Annotated in this window: 18 protein-coding genes; 11 read left to right on the top strand and 7 right to left on the bottom strand. The window is 72.6% G+C overall.

Translation table 11 applies throughout. The features are described 5' to 3' along the window. Positions 1 to 160: 160 nt before the first annotated feature. The 3 genes from ABD832_RS41285 to ABD832_RS41270 all read right to left on the bottom strand — a co-directional run bounded on the left by ABD832_RS41285 (position 161) and on the right by ABD832_RS41270 (position 2,422). Complete coding sequence (locus ABD832_RS41285; RefSeq protein ID WP_344908231.1) at positions 161 to 577, bottom strand: CBS domain-containing protein; 417 nt, start codon at positions 575 to 577, stop codon at positions 161 to 163. A gap of 211 nt (positions 578 to 788) precedes the next feature. After that, positions 789 to 1,577, bottom strand: coding sequence for a molybdate ABC transporter substrate-binding protein (gene modA, locus ABD832_RS41280; RefSeq protein ID WP_344908228.1), 789 nt, complete (start codon positions 1,575 to 1,577; stop codon positions 789 to 791). A 350-nt stretch (positions 1,578 to 1,927) separates the two neighbouring features. Next, entirely contained in the window at positions 1,928 to 2,422 is a 495-nt protein-coding gene (locus ABD832_RS41270; RefSeq protein ID WP_344908224.1) for a hypothetical protein, read from the bottom strand. A gap of 99 nt (positions 2,423 to 2,521) precedes the next feature. Here ABD832_RS41270 and ABD832_RS41265 point away from each other — a divergent pair, with 99 nt between their 5' ends. Further along, the gene (locus tag ABD832_RS41265) at positions 2,522 to 3,094 is read left to right on the top strand and encodes a TetR/AcrR family transcriptional regulator (protein WP_344908219.1); all 573 of its coding nucleotides are present in this window, start codon (positions 2,522 to 2,524) and stop codon (positions 3,092 to 3,094) included. A gap of 36 nt (positions 3,095 to 3,130) precedes the next feature. On the opposite strand, the gene ABD832_RS41260 is transcribed toward ABD832_RS41265, so the two are convergent. Beyond that, on the bottom strand, positions 3,131 to 3,625 hold the full coding sequence (locus ABD832_RS41260) for an SgcJ/EcaC family oxidoreductase (protein ID WP_344908216.1): 495 nt from the start codon (positions 3,623 to 3,625) through the stop codon (positions 3,131 to 3,133). A 232-nt stretch (positions 3,626 to 3,857) separates the two neighbouring features. Between ABD832_RS41260 and ABD832_RS41255 the strand changes: the two genes are divergently transcribed. The 5 genes from ABD832_RS41255 to ABD832_RS41235 all read left to right on the top strand — a co-directional run bounded on the left by ABD832_RS41255 (position 3,858) and on the right by ABD832_RS41235 (position 8,694). Next, positions 3,858 to 4,802: a zinc-binding dehydrogenase gene (locus tag ABD832_RS41255; protein WP_344908212.1), complete on the top strand. Its 945-nt coding sequence runs from the start codon at positions 3,858 to 3,860 to the stop codon at positions 4,800 to 4,802. A 208-nt stretch (positions 4,803 to 5,010) separates the two neighbouring features. Next, positions 5,011 to 5,319 carry a hypothetical protein gene (locus ABD832_RS41250; RefSeq protein ID WP_344908208.1) on the top strand — a complete coding sequence of 103 codons (309 nt, stop codon included), beginning with the start codon at positions 5,011 to 5,013 and terminating at the stop codon, positions 5,317 to 5,319. Further along, positions 5,316 to 6,464, top strand: coding sequence for a bifunctional WXG100 family type VII secretion target/C40 family peptidase (locus ABD832_RS41245; protein ID WP_344908205.1), 1,149 nt, complete (start codon positions 5,316 to 5,318; stop codon positions 6,462 to 6,464). The genes ABD832_RS41250 and ABD832_RS41245 overlap by 4 nt, the downstream gene beginning before the upstream one ends. Positions 6,465 to 6,540: 76 nt before the next feature. Further along, on the top strand, positions 6,541 to 7,674 hold the full coding sequence (locus ABD832_RS41240) for a WXG100 family type VII secretion target (RefSeq protein WP_344908200.1): 1,134 nt from the start codon (positions 6,541 to 6,543) through the stop codon (positions 7,672 to 7,674). Positions 7,675 to 7,818: 144 nt separating this feature from the next. After that, positions 7,819 to 8,694, top strand: coding sequence for an AEC family transporter (locus ABD832_RS41235; RefSeq protein ID WP_344908197.1), 876 nt, complete (start codon positions 7,819 to 7,821; stop codon positions 8,692 to 8,694). 36 nt (positions 8,695 to 8,730) lie between these two features. Here ABD832_RS41235 and ABD832_RS41230 read toward each other — a convergent pair whose 3' ends face one another. Further along, entirely contained in the window at positions 8,731 to 9,177 is a 447-nt protein-coding gene (locus ABD832_RS41230; protein ID WP_344908194.1) for a hypothetical protein, read from the bottom strand. A gap of 47 nt (positions 9,178 to 9,224) precedes the next feature. Next, the gene (locus tag ABD832_RS41225; RefSeq protein WP_344908191.1) at positions 9,225 to 9,524 is read right to left on the bottom strand and encodes an antibiotic biosynthesis monooxygenase family protein; all 300 of its coding nucleotides are present in this window, start codon (positions 9,522 to 9,524) and stop codon (positions 9,225 to 9,227) included. Positions 9,525 to 9,627: 103 nt separating this feature from the next. Between ABD832_RS41225 and ABD832_RS41220 the strand changes: the two genes are divergently transcribed. After that, positions 9,628 to 10,215, top strand: a complete 588-nt coding sequence (locus ABD832_RS41220; protein WP_344908188.1) for a TetR family transcriptional regulator — start codon at positions 9,628 to 9,630, stop codon at positions 10,213 to 10,215. Between the two features lie 106 nt (positions 10,216 to 10,321). Here ABD832_RS41220 and ABD832_RS41215 read toward each other — a convergent pair whose 3' ends face one another. Beyond that, positions 10,322 to 13,849, bottom strand: coding sequence for a S8 family serine peptidase (locus ABD832_RS41215; RefSeq protein ID WP_344908184.1), 3,528 nt, complete (start codon positions 13,847 to 13,849; stop codon positions 10,322 to 10,324). A 278-nt stretch (positions 13,850 to 14,127) separates the two neighbouring features. Here ABD832_RS41215 and ABD832_RS41210 point away from each other — a divergent pair, with 278 nt between their 5' ends. The 4 genes from ABD832_RS41210 to ABD832_RS41195 all read left to right on the top strand — a co-directional run bounded on the left by ABD832_RS41210 (position 14,128) and on the right by ABD832_RS41195 (position 19,791). Continuing rightward, a complete protein-coding gene (locus ABD832_RS41210) occupies positions 14,128 to 15,111 on the top strand; it encodes an alpha/beta hydrolase (RefSeq protein WP_344908181.1) in 984 nt (327 codons plus the stop codon). Positions 15,112 to 15,297: 186 nt separating this feature from the next. Continuing rightward, positions 15,298 to 17,355 carry an N-acetylneuraminate synthase family protein gene (locus ABD832_RS41205; RefSeq protein ID WP_344908177.1) on the top strand — a complete coding sequence of 686 codons (2,058 nt, stop codon included), beginning with the start codon at positions 15,298 to 15,300 and terminating at the stop codon, positions 17,353 to 17,355. A 226-nt stretch (positions 17,356 to 17,581) separates the two neighbouring features. Further along, entirely contained in the window at positions 17,582 to 18,511 is a 930-nt protein-coding gene (locus tag ABD832_RS41200; RefSeq protein ID WP_344908172.1) for a glycosyltransferase family 2 protein, read from the top strand. Continuing rightward, the gene (locus tag ABD832_RS41195) at positions 18,508 to 19,791 is read left to right on the top strand and encodes a polysialyltransferase family glycosyltransferase (protein ID WP_344908169.1); all 1,284 of its coding nucleotides are present in this window, start codon (positions 18,508 to 18,510) and stop codon (positions 19,789 to 19,791) included. The genes ABD832_RS41200 and ABD832_RS41195 overlap by 4 nt, the downstream gene beginning before the upstream one ends. The last annotated feature ends 78 nt before the right edge of the window (positions 19,792 to 19,869 follow it).

Here is a 19,869-nt window from a genome sequence, read left to right as displayed (position 1 = left end):
TCCCTCCGCCCGGAGGGAACCGGTCGGCCCGGGGGAAACCGGTCTGCCCGGCGGGAACCGGCCCCGGACGCGCCTCGGGCGGCTCCACCGTGACGGTGGAGCCGCCCGAGGCGGCCGGTCGCGTGCCGGGCGGCGGTCGCCCACCGCCCGGCGCGCCGGGTCAGTCGCTGGTCAGCGCGTCGAGAAGGTCACCGACCGGCGCGTCCGGCAGGGCACGGGCCACGTCGGCCAGCGCCACCATCCCGATGAGCGTGTGACCGTCGATCACCGGAAGGCGGCGCACCTTGTGCGAGGCCATCGTGCGCAGGATCTCCCGGGCGTCGTCGTCGGCGCCGATGGTGACGGGCTTGCCCTCGCCCAGCTCGCCGGCCAGACAGCTCTTGGGGTCCTTGCCCTTGGCCAGCACCTTCACCACGATGTCCCGGTCGGTGAGCATGCCCTGGAGACGGTCGTCGGAGCCGCAGATCGGCAACGAGCCGACGTCCAGACGGGCCATCTTCTCGGCCGCCTCAAGTACGGTCTCCTCGGCCTGCACGCATTCGGCACCCGCGGTCATGATCTCTCGTGCGGTGGACATGGTCGCTCCTTTCTTTCGGCTCCCCCGCCCTGGCGGGCGGCTGTGACGGGCTCGTCTACCCACGCTTCCGACCACGACACATCGACGACGAAGGCGTGAACGAACGATCACCTCCGGTTTGACGACGCCCGCGGAACCGGCCGCGCCCCACCCCTGGTACGGGGGCACGACATGCCCACGGGACACGGAGCCCGTCCCCGGCCGTCGTGTCTCAGGGGACCTGGAAACCGGCTTTCGTCAGCACGTCCCGGCCCTGTCCCGACAGCACCAGGCCGACGAACCGCCCGGCCGCCTCGGGGTCGGCCGCGGAGGAGAGCGCGGCGACCGGGTAGTCGTTGATCGCTTTCTCCGCCCCGGGGAAGTCGATTCCCCTGACCCTGCCCGCGGCCGCCAGGACGTCGGTCCTGTAGACCAGGGCGGCGTCGACCTCGCCGAGCTCGACCTTGGTCAGGGTGGCCTTGACGCCCTGTTCCAGGGTGACCGGGGTGACCGTGAGACCGGCGGCGTCCAGGACCTTGGCCGCGGCGGCTCCGCAGGGCACCTGCTCGGCGCACAGGGCGACCTTCACCTTCGGGTCGGCGAGGTCCGCCAGCTCGTCGATCCCCGCGGGATCATCGGCCGGGACGGCGATCTGCAGGCTGTTGCGCGCGAACGTGACCGGGGGCGCGGCGGCCGAGGAGGCGTCGGTGACGGTCTTCATCGTGGCCGGGCTGGCGGCGGCGAAGACGTCGGCCGGGGCGCCCTGGACGATCTGCTGGGCGAGGGTGGCGCTGGAGCCGAAGTTGAAGCGCACCGTCGTCTCCGGGTGCGCGGCCTCGAAGGCCCTGCCCAGCTCGGTGAACGCCCCGGTCAGCGACGCGGCGGCGAACACCGTCAGGGTCGTGGCACCGTCCGCCCGCGGGGCGGCCTGGTCACCGGCGCCGCAGCCCGCCGCACCGGCGGCCAGGGCGAGGGCGAGCGGCGCCATCAGGGCCCACCGGGAGAGACGCCGGGCCGTCACGCGGCCTCGTCGATCCGGAACATCGTCACGAGCCACCACGATACCTCGCAGATTCCGGAGGAGAAAGGCAGCCCTCATGGCAATCGTGATGGAATCTTCTGCTCTACCCTCGCAGATGAGGATCGCGTCGAGGTCAGGACCCCGGGCACCCCTCGGTCACGGGTCCGGCGGCCGGAACAGCACCGTCAGCGCCGTCAGCGGCCACAGGCCGGTGACGATCCGCCCGTCCGCCCGGCGGCCGACCGCAGCAGGCGTCCCCGCGCCAGGCCTCTCGGCCCTCCTTGACCGCCACGGCCGCGATCACCAGGGCCGCGACCGGATCCGCCCGCCCACCGGCCGAACAGGCCGGGTCACGGTCGCGGCCGGCGATCGCCTCTCTCCGCCGCGGCCACCTTCGCCGCCGCGTCGCGGAGCAACCCGGGGGCCAGCAGGCGATGGACGGCGGACAGCGGGGGCCACACGACCCGGCCCAGGGGCAGGTCATAGCGCACGAAGGTCGCCAGCGACACCCCGCCGTCGACCACCTGCACGAGAAGGTTGCCGCGCAGGAACCAGGAGGTGGCCTCGAGCCGGATCCAGTCGTCGCCGCGCCCGCCGATCCGCCAACCGGCCACCCTGTCCGGCGACCGCCTCCGGTCGAGCCGGAGACCGAGGAAGCCGCGCCAGATCAGCAGTTCGGCGGCGTCGGGGACGTCGCCGAACATCGCCCGGGCCCACCGCTCCGGCGTCGCCTCCACGGTCGTGGCCAGGACGAAGTGGTCGGCGTAGTCGGAATCGGGCAACGAGCTGAGAGCCCGGACGGACGGGGGGACGTCACGCGTCCCCGTGACACTGCCGACGACCATCTCACGGCCTCCATTCACATATACGCCACCGTATAAAATGAGGGTAACCCCGTTTATACGGTGGCGTATACATTGCGTAGAGGTGAGGCGGGACACATCGTGGGAGCGACGCGCACACCCCGTGACAGGTGGGTCGAGGAAGGGCTGCGCGCCTTGGCCGACGGCGGCCCGGACGCCGTCCGCGTCGAGACGCTGGCGAAGAGACTCGGCGTCACCAAGGGCGGGTTCTACGGGTTCTTCGCCGACCGCGCGGCGCTGCTGACGGAGATGCTGGACACCTGGGAGCGGGAGAGCACCGACGAGGTGATCGACCGTATAGAGCGCGAGGGGGGCGACCCGAAGACCAAGATCCACCGTGCGGGCGTCCTGACCTTCTCCGACGACCGCCTGCTGCCCATCGACCTCGCGATCCGGGACTGGGCCCGGCGCGACGAGGCGGTCGCCGAGCGCCTGCGACGGGTGGACGACCGGCGCATGGCGCTGCTGCGCGAGCTGATCGGCACCTTCTGCTCCGACCCCGACGAGGTCGAGGCCCGCAGCCTGCTGGCCTTCTGCGTGGCGATCGGCGAGCACTTCCTCGCCGCCGGCCACGGCGACCGGACCCGGGCCCAGGTCCTCGCCCGCGCCGCCGACCTGCTGCTCGACCGCCCCGGCGGGGACCGCGGCCACTGACCGGAACATCCGGTCCCACGGCCCCGCGGGACCGGATCAGGCGGAGAGGGAACCGGGGTCCACGACGGCGGTGTTCTGCGCGGCGGCGATGCGCCACTCGCCGTCGTCCTTGGACAGGACGTACATCGGGGTGCCCGGGAGGGCCTCGGGGTTCTCGGCCGCCAGGGCCGACGGGTCGGGGTGGCCGCGGAACACCTCGTCGAGACGCCGGCCGTCGCGGGTGACCGGCCGCTGGCGGACCTTGACCGCGGCGACGTCGGGCCGGATGAACACGATGTGCTCCACGTCGTACGTGGCGGTCGTCGGGTGGTCGATCGCGCCGGGCAGGACCCGGCGGGTGAAATCGCCGATCGCGCCGAGCCCGAACAGCCGCCTGCCGTGACCGGTGGTCCAGATGGCCTCCGGCCGGAAGAGCTTCAGGAAGGGGTCGGGCAGTGCCTTCTGCTGGGCCTCCTCGACCGTGGCGACCAGCGCGAGGATGGCGTCGACGTCCTCCCGGGGAACCGTGACGCCGGTGATCTGAAAGGTCATGATGTCTCTCCTTGACGGTACGGATGCGCGTGCACGACCGTCCACGTCCGGCGGGCGGAGCGGGAACGGGCACGAAAGCGGGTACCGGCACAGACTCCGACCTCAACCAAGGTCGATGTCAAACGGGTACGGTCGCGCGAACCGCCGCGCCGTACCAGGTGATCGCGGTTGACCTCGAGTCCGGTTGAGGTTGCATCCTGGGGCCGATACCGGCCGAACAGGGGAGAACGTCGTGCGCGCGGTGTGGTTGAAGGAGTTCGGCGGGCCCGAGGTGCTCGTACCGGGGGACGCCCCCGATCCCGTCCCGGGGCCGGGGCAGGTGCTGATCGACGTGGCCTACGCCAACATCACCTTCGTGGAGACCCAGTTCCGGTCGGGCGGCCCGGCGCCGTTCACACCGGAGCTGCCGATGATCCCGGGCAACGGCGTCGGGGGCGTCGTCGTGGCGGCCGGTGAGGGCGTCGGCCCCGGCCTGCTCGGACGCCGGGTGGTGACCTCCACGGGCGGCTCCGGCGGTTACGCCGAGCGGGCCGCGGTGGACGCCGCCGGGCTCTTCGCCGTTCCCGACGGCCTGGCCCTGGACGACGCGGTCGCGATCCTGGCCGACGGGCGTACCGCGACCATGATGATCCGCGCGACCGCCCCACGGCCCGGGGAACGGGTGCTGGTCGAGGCGGCGGCCGGAGGTGTGGGCTCGCTCCTGGTGCAGCTCGCCGCGGCGGCGGGCGCCACCGTCGTCGCGGCGGCCGGGGGCTCGCGCAAGACCGGGGTGGCCCGCGACCTGGGCGCCGACGAGGTGGTGGACTACACGGTTGTGGGCTGGGCCGACGGGATCGCCCCCGTCGACGTCGTCCTCGACGGGGTGGGCGGGGACATCGCCAGGGCCGCCTTCGGGCTGCTGGGCCCGGGCGGGCGGATGGTCAGCTTCGGGCTGGCGAGCGGGGAGTGGGCCGGTATCGGGGAGGAGGCCGCGGCCGCGCGGGGCGTCACGCTCGTCCAGGCGAGGCCCACCCCTGCGCTGATGCGCGAGTGCACCGAGAGCGCCCTCGCCGAGGCCGCGGCCGGACGGCTGAGGCCGCTGATCGGGCAGCGCTTCCCCCTCGACCGGGCCGCCGACGCGCACGCCGCCATCGAGTCGCGCGCGAGCGTCGGCAAGACCCTGCTGGAGGTGCGCTGACCGGACGGCATCTGAACCTTCGGCCGCTCACGGGGCCGCGACCGAAGGTTCAGATGACCGATGCACTTTTGTAGTAGATGATCGTCCTTCGGTGGCTATGATCGCTTCTTGGTGGATATGACCGGACGGTGGGCAGGCAACCGGTCAGCGAGCCGAATCGGCGTCCGAGCAGCTGGTTTCTCGGCGACGGGGGAAGGAGCCCGCTCCGGTGGGAAAACTTGATCTGAATCGTGAGGCGCTGGCCAAGCTGCGCGTCGCGGTGAACACCCAGGGGGGAAGGCTCGCCGCCGTCGGCGACGACTTCCCGGCCAAGGGCGGCGCGAGCTCGTCGATCTTCGGGACCCTGGCCGGCGCCCAGGAGCTGGCCGCCGCGATCGGCCGGGTCGAGACGCACGTGGACGGCGAGCTGGGCACGGTGAAGAGCCGCCTCGACGGCGTCGAACGGGCTCTCGACACGATCGAGAGCAACGTGACCGCGGCCGAGCGGAACACCACGAGCAGCCTTCCGGCCATATGAGCGCCGTGGACGCCGTGGCGGCACTGCCCGGGGGGCAGGCCCTGGCCGCGCTGGCGAAGAAGACCGACGGGGACCCCGGCGCGATCCGCGCGATCGCCGCCCGGTGGCGCAGGGCGGCCGGCTCGTCCACCGAGCCGTTCGCGCTCCTCAACAAGGCGGTCAAGCAGGTCGACACCGCCTGGAAGGGCGCCTCGGCCGACGCCTTCGTGGCGTACATGCGGCGGTACGACAGCGCGGGCACCTCCCTGCGGGAGGCGCTGGGCGACTGCGCGAGCTCCCTGGACACCGCCGCCGGCGCCGTCGAGACGGCGAAGTCGAACACCGAACGCGTCTGCGGCGAGCTGGTGGCCTGGGTCGCGGAGTACCGGCGGGTCAACCCGCACGCCACCGAGGCACAGCTCCGGCCCGGCATAGGCCAGCAGATCCAGACGACGACGTCCCTCGTGCAGGGGTACGTCGACTCGGCCGAGACGGCGCTGTCCACCGCGCGGGGCGAGCTCGAGAAGCACCTCGGCGACACCACGCTGTTCTCCGCCATCCCGGCCGCGGGCGACCAGGGCTTCGTCCCCGGCCCCGGGCACACCACCCGGTGGGTGCCGGTGCCCGAGGACGAGTTCCGCACCACCACGCTCGCCGGTACGGAGAACGGCGCGCAGGGCGGCAACGGCAGCGGCAGCGGTGGACAGGGAAGCTGGCAGGGCAACGGCGGCGGATCGTCGTCCGGCGGTTACACCGGAGGCGGTGGTGGTGGCGGCGGGGGCGGCGGGCAGGCGATCCCGTACACGGTCACCGGCAACGGCACCGGGGCCGACATCGTGGCCGCCGCGAGGAGCCACCTCGGCAAGCCCTACGTCTGGGGCGCCGACGGGCCCAACGCGTTCGACTGCAGCGGCCTGGTGCACGTCTCGATGAACGAGGCGGGAATCAAGATCGGGGACAACACCGCCGCCGGGTACCAGGCGAGCGGGCAGCCGATCACCGGCCCGCCGCAGCCGGGCGACATCGTCTTCTTCGGCAATCCGGCGACCCACTGCGCCATCTACATCGGTGACGGCAAGATGATCGCCGCCCCGCAGACGGGCGACGTCGTCAAGGTCCAGACGGTGGCCGGCGCGTCGCCCATCAGCTACCGGCGCTTCGCATGACCGCCCGTACGGGACGCGCACGACCTCGCAGGAGACCCGCGCGCCTGCGCACGAGGCCCGCACGACGATGACCGACATGAACGCCGTGGCCGCGCTGCCCGGCGGTCAGGCGCTGGTGAACCTCGCCGACAAGGCCAAGGGGGACCCGGCCGCGATCCGGGCGATCGCGGCCCGCTGGCGCAAGGCCGCCCCCGGGGTGGTCGCACCGCTCGACGCCCTCGGCTCGGCCGTCACCGGGGTGGACGCGGCGTGGAACGGCTCCTCGGCCGACGCCTTCGTGGCGTACATGCGCAGGTACGGCCGCGCGGGTGACGCGTTGCACGACGCGCTCACCGGCTGCGCCACCTCGCTGGAGAGGGCCGCGGGCGCGGTCGAGACGGCGAGGAGGCACATCGGCCAGGTCTGCGACGACCTGCTGGCCTGGGTCGCGGAGTACCGGCGCGTCAACCCGCACGCCACCGAGGCACAGCTCCGGCCCGGCATGGGCCGGCAGGTCCAGGCGGCGACGGCCCTCGCGCAGGGGCACGTCGACACGGCGGAGACCGCGCTGGCCACGGCCGCCGGTGAACTCGGCAAGCACCTCGGCGAGGCCGTCCCCGGCTTCGCCGCCATCCCGGCCGCGGGCGACGAGAAGTTCGTCCCCGGCCCCGGGCACACCACCCGGTGGACGCCGGTGCCCGCGGACCAGATCCGCCCCGCGCTGTACACCGGGGGCGGCGGCCCGTCCACCGGTGGTGGCGTTGGCGGGGGCGGCGTTGGCGGCGGCGAGAACACCGGGGGCGCCGGGAGCGGTGGCGGTGGTGGCTACGGGCCCAGCGGGGCCCCGCCGCCGGGCGGTGGACCGGCGCCCGAGGGCAGGGTCGCCGAGTGGATCCACCAGGCCGTCGAGATCCTCAAGGCCCAGGGCCTCCCGGCCGAGAAGATGAACGTCAACGACATCTGGATGATCATCAAGCACGAGTCGGGCGGGGACCCGCACGCCATCAACCTCTGGGACTCCAACGCGGCGGCCGGGCACCCGTCCAAGGGCCTGATGCAGACGATCGACCCGACGTTCTCCCGCTGGGCACTCCCCGGGCACCGCGACATCTACGACCCGGTGGACAACATCATCGCCGGGGTGCGGTACGCGATCGAGCGCTACGGGTCGGTGTCCAACGTGCCCGGGGTGGTGGGCAACAAGAACGGGTCGGGGTACGTCGGCTACTGAGCCGGCGCGTCTCACGACCCGGCCGGGCCACCGGCGAACCGGACGGCCTTCACCGGGACCGAAGGCTCGGGCGGGAGGCTCGGGCGGGGCACGACGGTCCGGCCGGGCGCCGCCGTGGATCGGGGTCCGGCTACGGTGTTCCGGGTGCAGGCGGTCATCGCGGCTTTCGTCCCCATATGGTTCATCGGTGCCCTCGGCTGGCTGGCCGCCCGGTCCGGACGGGTGGGGCCCCGGGTCCAGGAGGCGCTGACGGCGTTCGCGTTCACCGTCGCGATGCCCGCCGTGCTGTTCACCACGCTCAGCCGTACCCCGCTCGACCGGATCCAGCCCGGTCCGCTCCTCGCCTTCGCGATCAGCACCTTCACCGTCGGCCTGCTGGCGTTCGCGCTGTTCCGTGGCGGGCCGTCCGACCGGGTGATCGGCGCGATGTCCTCGGCCTACGTCAACGCGGGGAACCTCGGCATCCCCGTCGGCCTGTACGTCCTGAACGACGCGACGTTCGTGGTGTCGGTCCTGATGTTCCAGGTCCTGCTGGTCTCCCCGCTGATCTTCCTGGGGCTCGGGGCCGGGGGCTCGTCCTTCCTCGCCCCGCTGCGGACGCCGATCGTGGTGGCCTCGTTCCTCGGCCTGGGCGTGTCGGCCCTGGGACTGCGGCTGCCCGGCCTCGCGCTGAGGCCCCTGGAGATCCTCGGTGGTGCCGCGGTGCCCCTGGCGCTGTTCTCGCTGGGCATGTCACTGAACGGCTCGGCCGTCTCCTGGCGCACGACCGGGCCCGCGGTGGTCCTCAAGCTGCTGGCCCAGCCGCTGGTGGCCTTCCTGGCCGGGCGTTTCCTGCTGCGCCTCGACGGCCCGGCCCTCTTCGCGGCCGTCCTGTTCGCCGGGCTTCCCACCGCTCAAAATACGTATGTCTACGCCGCCGAGTACGGCCGCCCCACCGAGCTGCCCCGCGACGCCATCCTCGTCTCCAGCGTCCTGTCCCTGGGCACCCTGTCCGTCATCGCCCTGCTGGGAGCCCGCTGAACGTTCCGGCGGGCTCCCGGGGGGAGCGCGGCCCCTCTAGGCGGGGACCTCGGAGTCGTCGGCACCGCCCCTGCGGAGCCGCCGCATCTTCCCGGTGGCGATCACCTCGACCACGACCTGGTAGAAGCCGGCGACCGACTCGCCCTCCTCCAGACCGCCGCGGAACTGCTTCTCCACCTTCGAGAACGGGAAGATCGTGCTGCCCTCGGGGAGGACCACACCCCATCCGTGATCGTCCGACCAGTCCCAGCGGCCCCCGGTGGCGGCGACGATGCACTCACCCAGGAACGAGCCGAGCACGCTGATCAGCCCGCGGGACCCCTCCGGGTCGAAACCCGGCCGGGACCGCTGCCGTTCGATGAAGCCCTCGACCCACTCGACGGACTCCCGGTTCAGGCCGAAGTCCACGTCGCTCAGCGGCCCGAGCTCCTCGATGGCGAGGTCGACGTTCTCCTTGATCAGCGAAAGCTCCTCTGCACCCACCCGAGGATGATCGCACCGGCCGTGACGCCGGGCAACGCGATATCCGCTCAGGCGCCGCCGGGCGGCTCCTCCAGCCGGACGATCTCGCGGGGACGTGACTCGCGCTCGTCGTAGGCGATGTCCAGCTCCGCCGCCTGCACGGCGGTGAGCGAGGCGGCGAACGCCTCCTCGGACTCCCACCGCACGAACGAGACGACCGCGCCGTCGGCGTCGTCGGTCAGCCAGCACTCGGCCGAGAGGCATCCCGGCCCCCGCCGGAACTCCTCGGCGACCCGGTGGACGCGTGCGATGAACGCGTCGCGGTGGGCGGCGTGCGGATAGTGGTTCGCCAGCATGGCGACCTTCATGACGATCTCCTTCGCGTCTCCCGGCGCCGGGGCGTGTCCCGGACCGGGCGATCTTCTATGTTGAGCAACATAGGTTATGATTGTTAGCACAGAAGGAGGTGGCGTGACAACGCGACGAGAGCGGACCAGTCACGAGAGCCGCGAGCTGATCCTCACGGCGGCGTCGGAGCTGTTCGCCGAGAAGGGCTACAAGCGGACCACGTTCGTCGACGTGGCCGAGCGGTCCGGGATCAGCAGGGGTTCGATCCCCTGGCACTTCGACAGCAAGGAGGGCCTGCTGCTGGCGGTGTTCGAACGCGCGGTGGCCCTGATCCGCACCGGCCTTGCCGAGGCCCCGCAGGAGACCGGGGACGGGCCCGACCGCCTGACGCGGAGCGCCGACGCCCTGTTCTCGCTGCCCGCCACCAGGCTCTTCGTCACGCTCCTGGCGGAGGCGCTGGAGCCGGACTCCCCCATCCGCGACCGCTACGTCGAGCTCCACGACACGCTGCGCGACCACTGCAGGCGAGGGCTGGAACGCATGCCGCTGCCGGACGGGACGTCCGCCGAGGCGCTGGCCGTCGCGGTGATCGGCGCCGGGATCGGCGTCCACCAGCAGTGGCTCCTCGCCCCCGACCGGGTCGATCCCCGCGCGGCCCTGGCCGCGCTGCGCGCGCTGCTGGCGGGGACGGGGCCCGCGGCCGGGAGGTGAAAACGGGACCCCTCGGCGGGCAGGCGTGCCGCGTGCACGGTGACGAGGGGGGAGACGGCCGGTGCCCGCCGTCCCGCCGGGGGGCGGGGCGGCGGGCACCGGGTCGCTACGGGGTGGCCCTGTCGGGGCGGTCGGAGATGCGGATGGCGTTGAGGACGGTGTCACCGGACCGCTCGGCGAAGCGCACGTTGAGCTGGCCGTCGGTGACCTTCACCGTGTACTGGCGGGTGGTGGCGGTGTGGGCGCCGGTCTCCAGGGCCAGGTCCAGCGCGGGGACGGCGAGCTGCCCTTCGACGATGACGTCGAAGACGCGCTGCCCCTCCCGCTTGCCCCGGGTCTCGGCGAAGCCCAGCTCGACGGTGTAGGTGCCGGCCGGTACCTGGTCGAACCGGTACTCCAGCATCCCCTCGCGGACGCTCCTGAACAGCGCCTGCTCGGTGGTGCCGGTGATCGTCCTGCTCGTCGTGTTCGTCCTGGTGGAGGTCCCCACGTAGCCGTGGCCGCCCGCGGCGTACTTCCGGTCGGCGCTCCAGCGGTCGCCGACGGCGTCGACGACGTCCCTGGTGCCGCCCACCTCGACGGCGACCCGGTGCCGGGGCACCACGAGGGTGACGACGATCTCGATCTGCGGGTTGCGTCCGCTGGCCGAGCGGACCAGCAGCTTCCCGGTCCGTACGGTGCCCGGCTGGGCGCCCGCGCTGGAGGCGGTCACCGTCAGCGTCTGCGCACCGCCCGTGACGAGCCTGCCGGAGACCGGTGTCACGCTCAGCCAGCCCTGGGCGGGCTCGGTCACCACGGTGTAGTCCGTGGCGACGCCCAGGTTGGACAGCTCGACCGTGCCCGACCTGGTCGTCTCGGCCGGCTGCACCAGGGTCAGCTCCGCGGCCGAGGCCGTCACCCGGCCGGTGGCCAGGGCGGTGTCGGCCCGGGTGACGGCCCCGGCGGTGACGGTGACCTCCTGGGTGAAGGTCCCGTAGTTCTCCTTGGAGATCTCGATCCGGTGGTCGCCCATCGGGACCTGACCGAGGAACGTGCCGTCGTCGGCGGTGGTGAGGGTCACCAGGTCGCCCACCTCGACCGTCGCGCCCGCCAGCGGCCTGCCGTCGTTGGCGTCGGTGACGGTGCCGGTCAGCAGGCCGTGCCGGCTGGTGGAGAAGGTCAGGCTCTGGCCGTCGGACAGGGCGGCGGCGTTGAAGGAGTACTGCAGCGCGTCGGTGCCGGTCGCGTTCTCGACGCCGATCGTGGCGCCGATCCCGGCGTCGCGCTCGCTGTCGACGCTGTCGTAGCGGTAGCCGATCGAGCCGTTCTCGCCGAGCAGCGCCGAGAACGAGATGCGTTGGGCGGCGTCGGCGTAGAACCGGGCGTTGCGCCACTCCAGGACGAAGGTGCGGTTCGGCGCGGTGCCGAGGGTCGCGGTGTAGACGCCGGACTGGTCGTCCAGCACGAGGTCGTCCCAGAAGGGGTAGATCGCCGCGTTGGGGGTGGCGGAGGCGGGCAGGGTCACGTTGCCCGCCAGGGCGGTGCTTGCGGCGAAGGTCAGGAACCCGTTGCTGCTGACCCAGCCGGCCGTGTACCCGGCGCCGTAGAGGGGGAAGGTGAACGGCAGCGTGATCGGCTGGATCGCGTCGTCGCCGGTGAGCGTCGTCCTGACGGTGCCCGCGACGTACGGCTCGGCGCCGGCCGCGCAGGTGTAGCCGAAGGAGTCGGTACGGCGCGGCAGGTCGGCGTCCCTGGTCAGGTCCCCGTTCACGGTGACCGGCACGGTGAGGGCGTCCGCGCACCGCGAGCGCGGGGTGAACCTCAGCTGGTAGTCGCCGTCCGGCAGCGTGAGCCGGTAGCGTCCGGCGGCGTCGGTGACCCCGCTGACCGCGGTGCCCACCGCGGTCACGGTGGCGCCCTGCTCGGGCGTGCCCGAGGAGGTGACCGTCCCCGACACCGTGCCCGAGGGCAGCGCCGTCAGCGACACGTCCTGGGTGACCGTCCGGTCCGCCACGACCGTGACGGTCGCGGTGGCGTCCTCGTAGCCGAACCTCTTCACGGTGAGCCGGTAGTCGCCCTCGGGCAGGCGGGGCAGGGTGTACGTGCCGTCCTGCGCGGTGGCGACGCCGCGGTTCAGCGGCCCGGTGACGGCGACGGCCGCCCCGGCCACCGGTGAGCCGCCGGTCGTCACGGTACCCGCCAGCGTGCCGACGGCCTCGTCCGGAGCGGCCTGGACCGCCGCGAACGCGTCCAGGCGGCCCTCGCCCCAGATGTTGTTGTCGGCCGCGGTGCCGCCGCAGCGGGTGTCGTCGACGTCGATCGCGGTCCGGTCGAGCAGTTCCCGCGTGGCCGCGACGTCGCCCAGCAGGCCCGGGGAGGCCGACCACATCAGCGCCACGGTGGCGGCCAGGTGCGGGGCGGCCATCGACGTGCCGGAGAAGACGTCGTAGCCGCCGCCGGCCACCGAGGAGCGCACGTCGACGCCGGGGGCCGCGAGGTTGGGCTTGATCTCGCCGCCCTCGCCGGAGCCCCGGGTGGAGAAGGCCGCGATCGCGTTGTTCACGTCGAACGCGCCGGCGCTGTAGCTGGAGACGTACTGTCCGGGCGAGCCGCTGGAGGTGCAGCCCGCGTTCGTGAGGTTGCCGTTGGAGAAGACGGGGAAGATGCCCGCCGCGACCCACGCCTCCACGGTCTCCTTGTACCAGGGGTCGAAGCCGCTGCCGCCCCAGGAGTTGTTGACGATGTGCGGCGCCAGGTCGGGGCGGGGGTCGCCGCCGTTCAGGTCGGTGGGGGCGAGCACCCACTGCCCGGCGGCGAGCAGCGAGGCGTCGGAGCAGGTGCTGGTCTCGCACCCCTTGGCGGCGATCCACGTCGCGGCCGGGGCGACGCCGATGCCGTCGGCGCCGCCGGCACTGTCGCCGCCGCCCACCATGGTGCCCATGGTGTGGGTGCCGTGGTCGTTGTTGTCGCACGGCGCGGTGCCGGCGCAGATCCCGGCGGGGTCGAACCAGTTGTGGGCGTGGTCGACGGTGCCGTCGGCCTTCTTCCCGCGGTACCGGGCGGCCAGCGCGGGGTGGTCGAACTGCACGCCGCTGTCGATGTTGGCCACGACGATGCCCTCGCCGCGCACGCCCAGGTCGCTCCAGACCCTGGGGGCGTTGACCCGGTCGATGTTCCACTCGGTCGCGTTCACCCTCGCCGTCTGCCGGCCGGGCAGCGGCTTGGGCAGGGCCGCGACCCGGGTGGGCTCGATCCGGTCGACCTCGGGCCGTTTCGCGATCTCCTCGGCCAGCTTGGAGCCTCCGGTCACCCGGATGGCGTTGGCGATCCAGAACGGTGTGAAGTCGGCGCTCTCGGCGGTCAGGAGCCTGCGCAGGCCCGCCTGGGAGGACTCGGCCAGCTCGGTCTTGGCGCGGTAGACCTGCGCCGCCTTCTCTGCCTTGGTCCTCGCCCTGCGGGCCGCGCCGAGGTCGGCGCCGGCCTTGAGGCGTACCCAGAAGGTGGCCTTGTCGTCGGCCGCGAGGTCGGCCAGGACGGTCTTGTGGATCTTTTCGGGTTCGGGGGCGGCCTGGGCCACGCCGTGCGGGAGGACGAGCGCGAGCGCGGTGACGGTCCCGATCAGGATCGATCGCCGGCGTCGGGGGGTGTTTGACACGCGGTCTCCTTCACGCCGGACGGGAGTCTCCCGTCCGGCAGGGCGACGCGGGATGCACATGATCTTTACAACCCACGTGGAGAATCCTGAATAGACCGTGTGAAGTTTTCAAGCTTTCGGACGATTAAGACGCCATATGTCGTAAGAATTAACATGAACGAAGCAGGCCAGAACGGGGTTCCGGGTCCCCGCCGGCCCGTGGCGGAACATCGCCGGGGATACAGGGTGTCGCGGCGTGTGGGTTCACCGGATCACCCGGACGCGGGAGTATTGATGATGTGAACCGCACCGCTGCTGTACGCCTGGGAGTGTTCCTGCTGGCCGCCTTCGCGCTCGTGGCGGTGCTGCTCGCCCTGCTGCCGCCGTCCACCTCCGGCCGGGGGCCCGCGCTCGGCGCCGACGGCGCGAAAGGCGCACCGGCCCCGGCCTTCACGGTGCGCGAACTCGGTGAGCGCGACCACGAGCTGACCGTCGCCTCCGCCGCGCTGGGCCGCCAGGGCAGGGTCCGGGTGCTGCTGCCCGAGGGGTGGACGCCCGGCTCGGGGCCGTGGCCGCTGCTGTACCTGCTGAACGGCTGCTGCCAGAGCGACTACGCCGCCTGGATCACCAAGGGGGACGCCGCGCGGCTCACCTCCGGCCACCGGGCGATCGTGGCCGTCCCCGAGAGCGGTGCCGTCGGCTTCTACTCCGACTGGCGCGAGGGCCCCGGCTGGGAGACCTTCCACCTCACCGAGGTCAGGCGGATCCTGGAGCGCGACTACGGCGCCGGCGACCGGCGGGCGGTGGCCGGGCTGTCCATGGGCGGATTCGGCGCCATGTCGTACGCGGCCCGCCACCCGGGCATGTTCCAGGCGGCGGCCTCCTTCTCCGGCGTGCTGCACACCCGCGACGGCAACGGCGGCGTCGACTGGCTGCTGGAACGCAACGGCGAGCACTCCGTGAGGCTCTGGGGCCCGCCGCAGGACCCCGAGTGGGCCGCCCACAACCCGGCCGACCTGACCGGCGAGCTGCGCGAGGTACGGCTCTTCGTCTCCTGCGGCGACGGCTCCCCCGGCCCGCTGGACGCCCCCTCCACCGGCCGGGACGAGGGCGAGGCCTCCCTGCTCGGCCAGTCCGTGACCTTCGCCGAGCGGGCCAGGGCGAGCGGGGCCGAGGTGACCGCCGACTTCTACGGCCCCGGCACGCACACCTGGCCGTACTGGCGGCGCGGCCTGGAACGCGCCCTGCCGATGCTCATGGACACCATCGGCGCCACCGTCTGAGCCCCTTCCTCCGGCGAGCACCCTCGCGGGGCCGCCCGGGACCGCGCCCGCGGCCCGGAACGCGGAAAGTTAATACGGGCGACTTTGGGCGTTCAGCTCGGGCACCCCTGTCCGGTCACCCTCGTGGCTAGGTTCCTTTGACATCCCCGAACCGGGGCGTTTCGCCGTATGTCATGAGGAGCCACCTTGCGAGTCCTGGCCGTTGTCCCCGCCCGTGGAGGTTCGGTGGGCGTTCCCCTGAAGAACCTGGCCGCGGTGGGCGGCAGTCCCCTGGTGGCCCGTGCGGTACGGGCCTGCGTGCGCGCCGAGCTGATCGACGAGGTCGTGGTCAGCACCGACCACCAGGGCATCGCCGAGGCCGCCCGCGAGGCCGGGGCGACCGTGATCGACCGGCCGGACGACCTGAGCGGCGCCACCGCCTCCAGCGAGTCCGCCGTGCTGCACGTGCTCGACCACCTCCCCGAGACCCCCGACGTGGTCGTCCTGGTGCAGTGCACGAGCGCGTTCATCGACCCCGCCGACCTGGACACGGCGATCACCCGGGTCCTGGACGGCCACGCCGACGTGGTGTTCTCCGGGCTGGAGACGCACGAGTTCCTGTGGAGCGCCGCCGGCGACGGGGTCAACCACGACCCCGCCCACCGCCCGCGCCGCCAGGACCGCGAGCCGCACTTCCGCGAGACCGGCGCGTTCTACGTGATGCGCGCCCAGGGGCTGCGCGAGCAGGGCCACCGCTTCTTCGGCACCGTCGCCGTGCAGCCGGTCTCCCCCCACCACGCCATCGAGGTGGACACCCCCGAGGACCTGGAGATCGTCCGGGCGCTGGCGCCGTTCGTGGACCGGCCCGAGCCGATCGACGTGGACGCGGTGATCACCGACTTCGACGGCGTGCACACCGACGACCGCGCCTACGTCGACCAGGACGGCCGCGAGATGGTCGCGGTCAGCCGCTCCGACGGCATGGGGATCTCGCTGCTGCGCCGCTCCGGCGTCAAGCTGATGATCATGTCCACCGAGCACAACCCGGTGGTCGCCGCCCGCGCCCGCAAGCTCGGCGTGCCCGTCCTGCAGGGCCTGACCGACAAGCGGACCGTGCTGCGCGACTGGCTGGCCATCGAGGGCATCGACCCGGCCCGCGTCGCCTACGTCGGCAACGACGTCAACGACCTGGGCCCGATGAACGACGTCGGCTGGCCGATCACCGTCCCCGACGCCCACCCCCGGGTCCGCGCCGCCGCCAGGACCGTGCTGACCAGGCCCGGCGGCGCCGGAGCCGTACGCGAGCTGTGCGACCGCGTCCTGGCCGCCCGCCCGGTGGACCAGGTCGAGCTCGCCACCGCCCCCCGGGCCGAGCTGCGGCTCACCCCGAACGCCAGGCCCGTCCAGATCGGCGAGGCGCTGGTCGGCGCCGGGCAGCCGGTCTACATGATCGCCGAGATCGGCATCAACCACAACGGCGACGTGGAGATCGCGCGCCGGCTCATCGACGTGGCGGCCGAGGCGGGCTGCCAGGCGGTCAAGTTCCAGAAGCGCACCCCGGAGATCTGCGTGCCGCTGGAGCAGCGCGACCAGATCCGGCAGACGCCCTGGGGCGAGATGACCTACCTGGAGTACAAGATCAGGACCGAGTTCGGCCTGAAGGAGTACAGCCAGATCGCCGAGCACTGCCGGGAGCGCGGCCTGGACTGGTTCGCCTCGCCGTGGGACGTGCCGTCGGTGGAGTTCCTGGAGAACATGGACGTGGTCACCCACAAGGTCGCCTCGGCCAGCGTGACCGACGTGGACCTGCTCCGCGCGCTCGCCTCCACCGGCAAGCCGATCATCCTGTCCACCGGCATGTCCACGCTGGAGGAGATCGACCGGGCCGTGGAGATCCTCGGCACCTCCAAGCTGGTGCTGATGCACGCCACCTCCACCTACCCCCTCCCCCCCGAGGAGGCCAACCTCCGCACGATCGTCACCCTCCAGGAGCGGTACGGCGTGCCGGTCGGCTACTCGGGCCACGAGCGCGGGCTGCAGATCTCGCTCGCGGCGGTGACGCTGGGCGCGGTGACCGTGGAGCGGCACATCACGCTGGACCGCACCATGTGGGGGTCCGACCACGCCGCCTCGCTGGAGCCGGCCGGGCTGGAGCACCTGGTCCGCGACATCCGGATCATCGAGACCGCGCTGGGCGACGGGGTCAAGCGGGTGTTCCCGGGCGAGGAGGCCCCGCGGGCGCGGCTGCGGCGGGTGGCCGTATAACTGCGACGCTGTGTAGAAGGCGACGCTGACGCGTCGCGGTGAGCCCGCTTGGATCCGGCTCCTTCCCTCGTCGAGGGAGGTCGTTCGTGCCTCACGACCTCCCTCTCCTCGGTCCAGTCGCCGGCGCGGGCTCACGGGGGTCCCCGGGGGGGAAAGTAGTTGGGGCACGGTCGGATGGGGGGCTCCGGCCAGGGAGCTGGGACGGGTTTGAAATGGAGAGAATTAGTTGATCACGTTGTCCGTGGTCGTCCCGGTGCGGGACGCGGAGCTCTACATCGGTGACGCGCTGGCCTCGCTGGCCGGGAACGCGCGCCGGGACTTCGAGTTCATCGTGGTGGACGACGGATCGGTGGACGCGACCGGGCAGATCATCGAGGACTTCAGCGCCGACCTGCCCGGTCTGACGGTGGTGCACAACGACGCGCCGGTGGGGCTGGCCGACGCCCGCAACCTCGGGCTCTCCCTGGCCTCGGGCCGCTACGTGACGTTCATGGACGGCGACGACTGGCTGGCGCCGGGGTACCTGACGGACCTGGTGGCGGCGATCGAGCGGCTTCGCTGCGACTTCGTCCGGGTCGACCACGTGCAGGTGGAGGGACGCAAGCGGGTGATCCACCGGGCGCCGCTCGCCGTGCGGGAGACGGTGCTCAAGCCGCGTGACCACATCCTGCCCGCCCGCTCGAAGACCATGGTCGACTACCCGTACGCCTGGGCGGGGATCTACCGCCGGGACCTGGGCGACCTGCTGACCTTCCCCGGGCACCTGCACACCGCCGAGGACAGGCCGTGGATCTGGCGGCTGCACCGGCTCGCGGGCTCGTTCGCGGTGGTCTCCCTGACCGGGGTGTTCTACCGGCGGATGGTCGCGGGCTCGCTCACCCAGACCGGCGACGCCAGGCAGCTGCACTTCTTCGACGCCTTCGACGTGGTCTTCGCCGAGACGGAGGAGGAGTTCATGCCCAAGGCGGTGCGTACCTTCCGCGCGCTGCTCACCCACCACCTGGAACTGGGCGAGCGCTTCTCCCCCGAGCTCCGCGCCCGCTTCGCCGAGCGTGGCGCCGCGACGCTGCGGCGGCTCCCCGCCGACCTGCTCGCCGAGAGCCGCCTGGATCCGGAACGCGACCAGGTCCTGCGAAGCCTCCTGGAGGGCCGATGACCCAGCTGTTCTACGCCTCGACCCTGTTCGGCGCGATGACGCTGGCGGCGGCGATCGACGACGGCCGCTTCGGCCCCCGCTCCCGCCGCAGGATCCTGCTGGTCTCCAACAACGCGGCGATCCCGGAGATCACCCCGGCCCTGGACGAGACGCCGGCCTTCGCCGCGCTGCGCCCGCGTTTCGACGAGATCCACTCGTGGAACCGGATCGTGGCCCCGCTGCACCCCTCGGACTGGAAGGCCCGCGTCGTCGAGGTGCCGATGCTGAGCCGCCTGCTCGGCTCGTACCTGTCGCTGGACGACGGGGTGGACGAGCTGGTCCTGGAGTCCATCGCGGTCCCCCCGGCCAGGACCGTGGCCGGGCTGGTCAGGGACTGTCCCGTGTCGGTCTACTCCGACGGCCTGATGAGTTACGGCCCGACCCGTGACCCGTTGCCGCTGGAGATCGCCGGGAGGGTCACCCGCCTGCTCCACCTCGACCTGGTGCCGGACCTGACGCCACTGCTGCTGTCGGAGTACGGGGTGAGCGCCGAGATCGTCCCGGACCGGGCCTTCCTCGACGTGGTCGGCGCGCAGGCCGGTGGCGCGTCCTCGGACCGGGCGATGATCCTCGGACAGTACCTCTCCGCCCTCGACATCCTCACTCCCGCCGAGGAGGCGGGGCTGCACGCCGACATGCTGCGCGGCCTGGCCGCCCGCGGGTTCCGGAGCGTGCTGTTCAAGCCCCACCCGGCCGCCGGGCGGCAGCACGCCCGGCGGCTGCGCGAGACCGCCGCCGAGCTGGGCGTCGAGCTGGAGGTGGTCGCGGAGACCGTCCCGGCCGAGTCGTGCTTCGCCGCGTCCCGGCCCGAACTCGTGGTGGGCTGCTTCTCCACCGCGCTGATCACCGCCGGGCGCTACTTCGGGCTCCCGGTGGCGACGATGGGCGGCGAGTCGGTCCTGGAGCGGCTCATCCCGTACGAGAACAGCAACCGGATCCCGGTGACGATCACCGACGCGCTGCTGCCGCGCCTGTCGGTGGACGGCTCGCTGGAGGACCCACCGGCCGTGGACCTTCCCGCGCTGGTGAGCGCGGTCGGGTACTGCATGCAGAGCGAGGCCTATCCGGGCCTGCGCGAGACGGCCGCCACCTACCTGCGGGCGTACGGCTCGGCCCGCTACTTCAAGAACCGGCGGCTGGTCTCCCTGGACCTGCTGCCCTCCGCCCCGGACACCGCGCGGCGGGGGAGGTCTCCGCTGGGCAGGCTCCGGGGGCGTCTGTCGAGGGCGTTTCCCTCCTGATCTTTCGGATTCCGGGCCACCGCTCGGGTCCGCGTCTCCCCGATCCTGGTCTCCCTGATCCTGGTCTCCCCGATCCTG

It is taken from the genome of Streptosporangium longisporum, assembly GCF_039534895.1.
GTDB classification, from domain to species: Bacteria; Actinomycetota; Actinomycetes; order Streptosporangiales; family Streptosporangiaceae; genus Streptosporangium; species Streptosporangium longisporum.
This window is presented reverse-complemented; position numbering and strand designations above follow the sequence as displayed.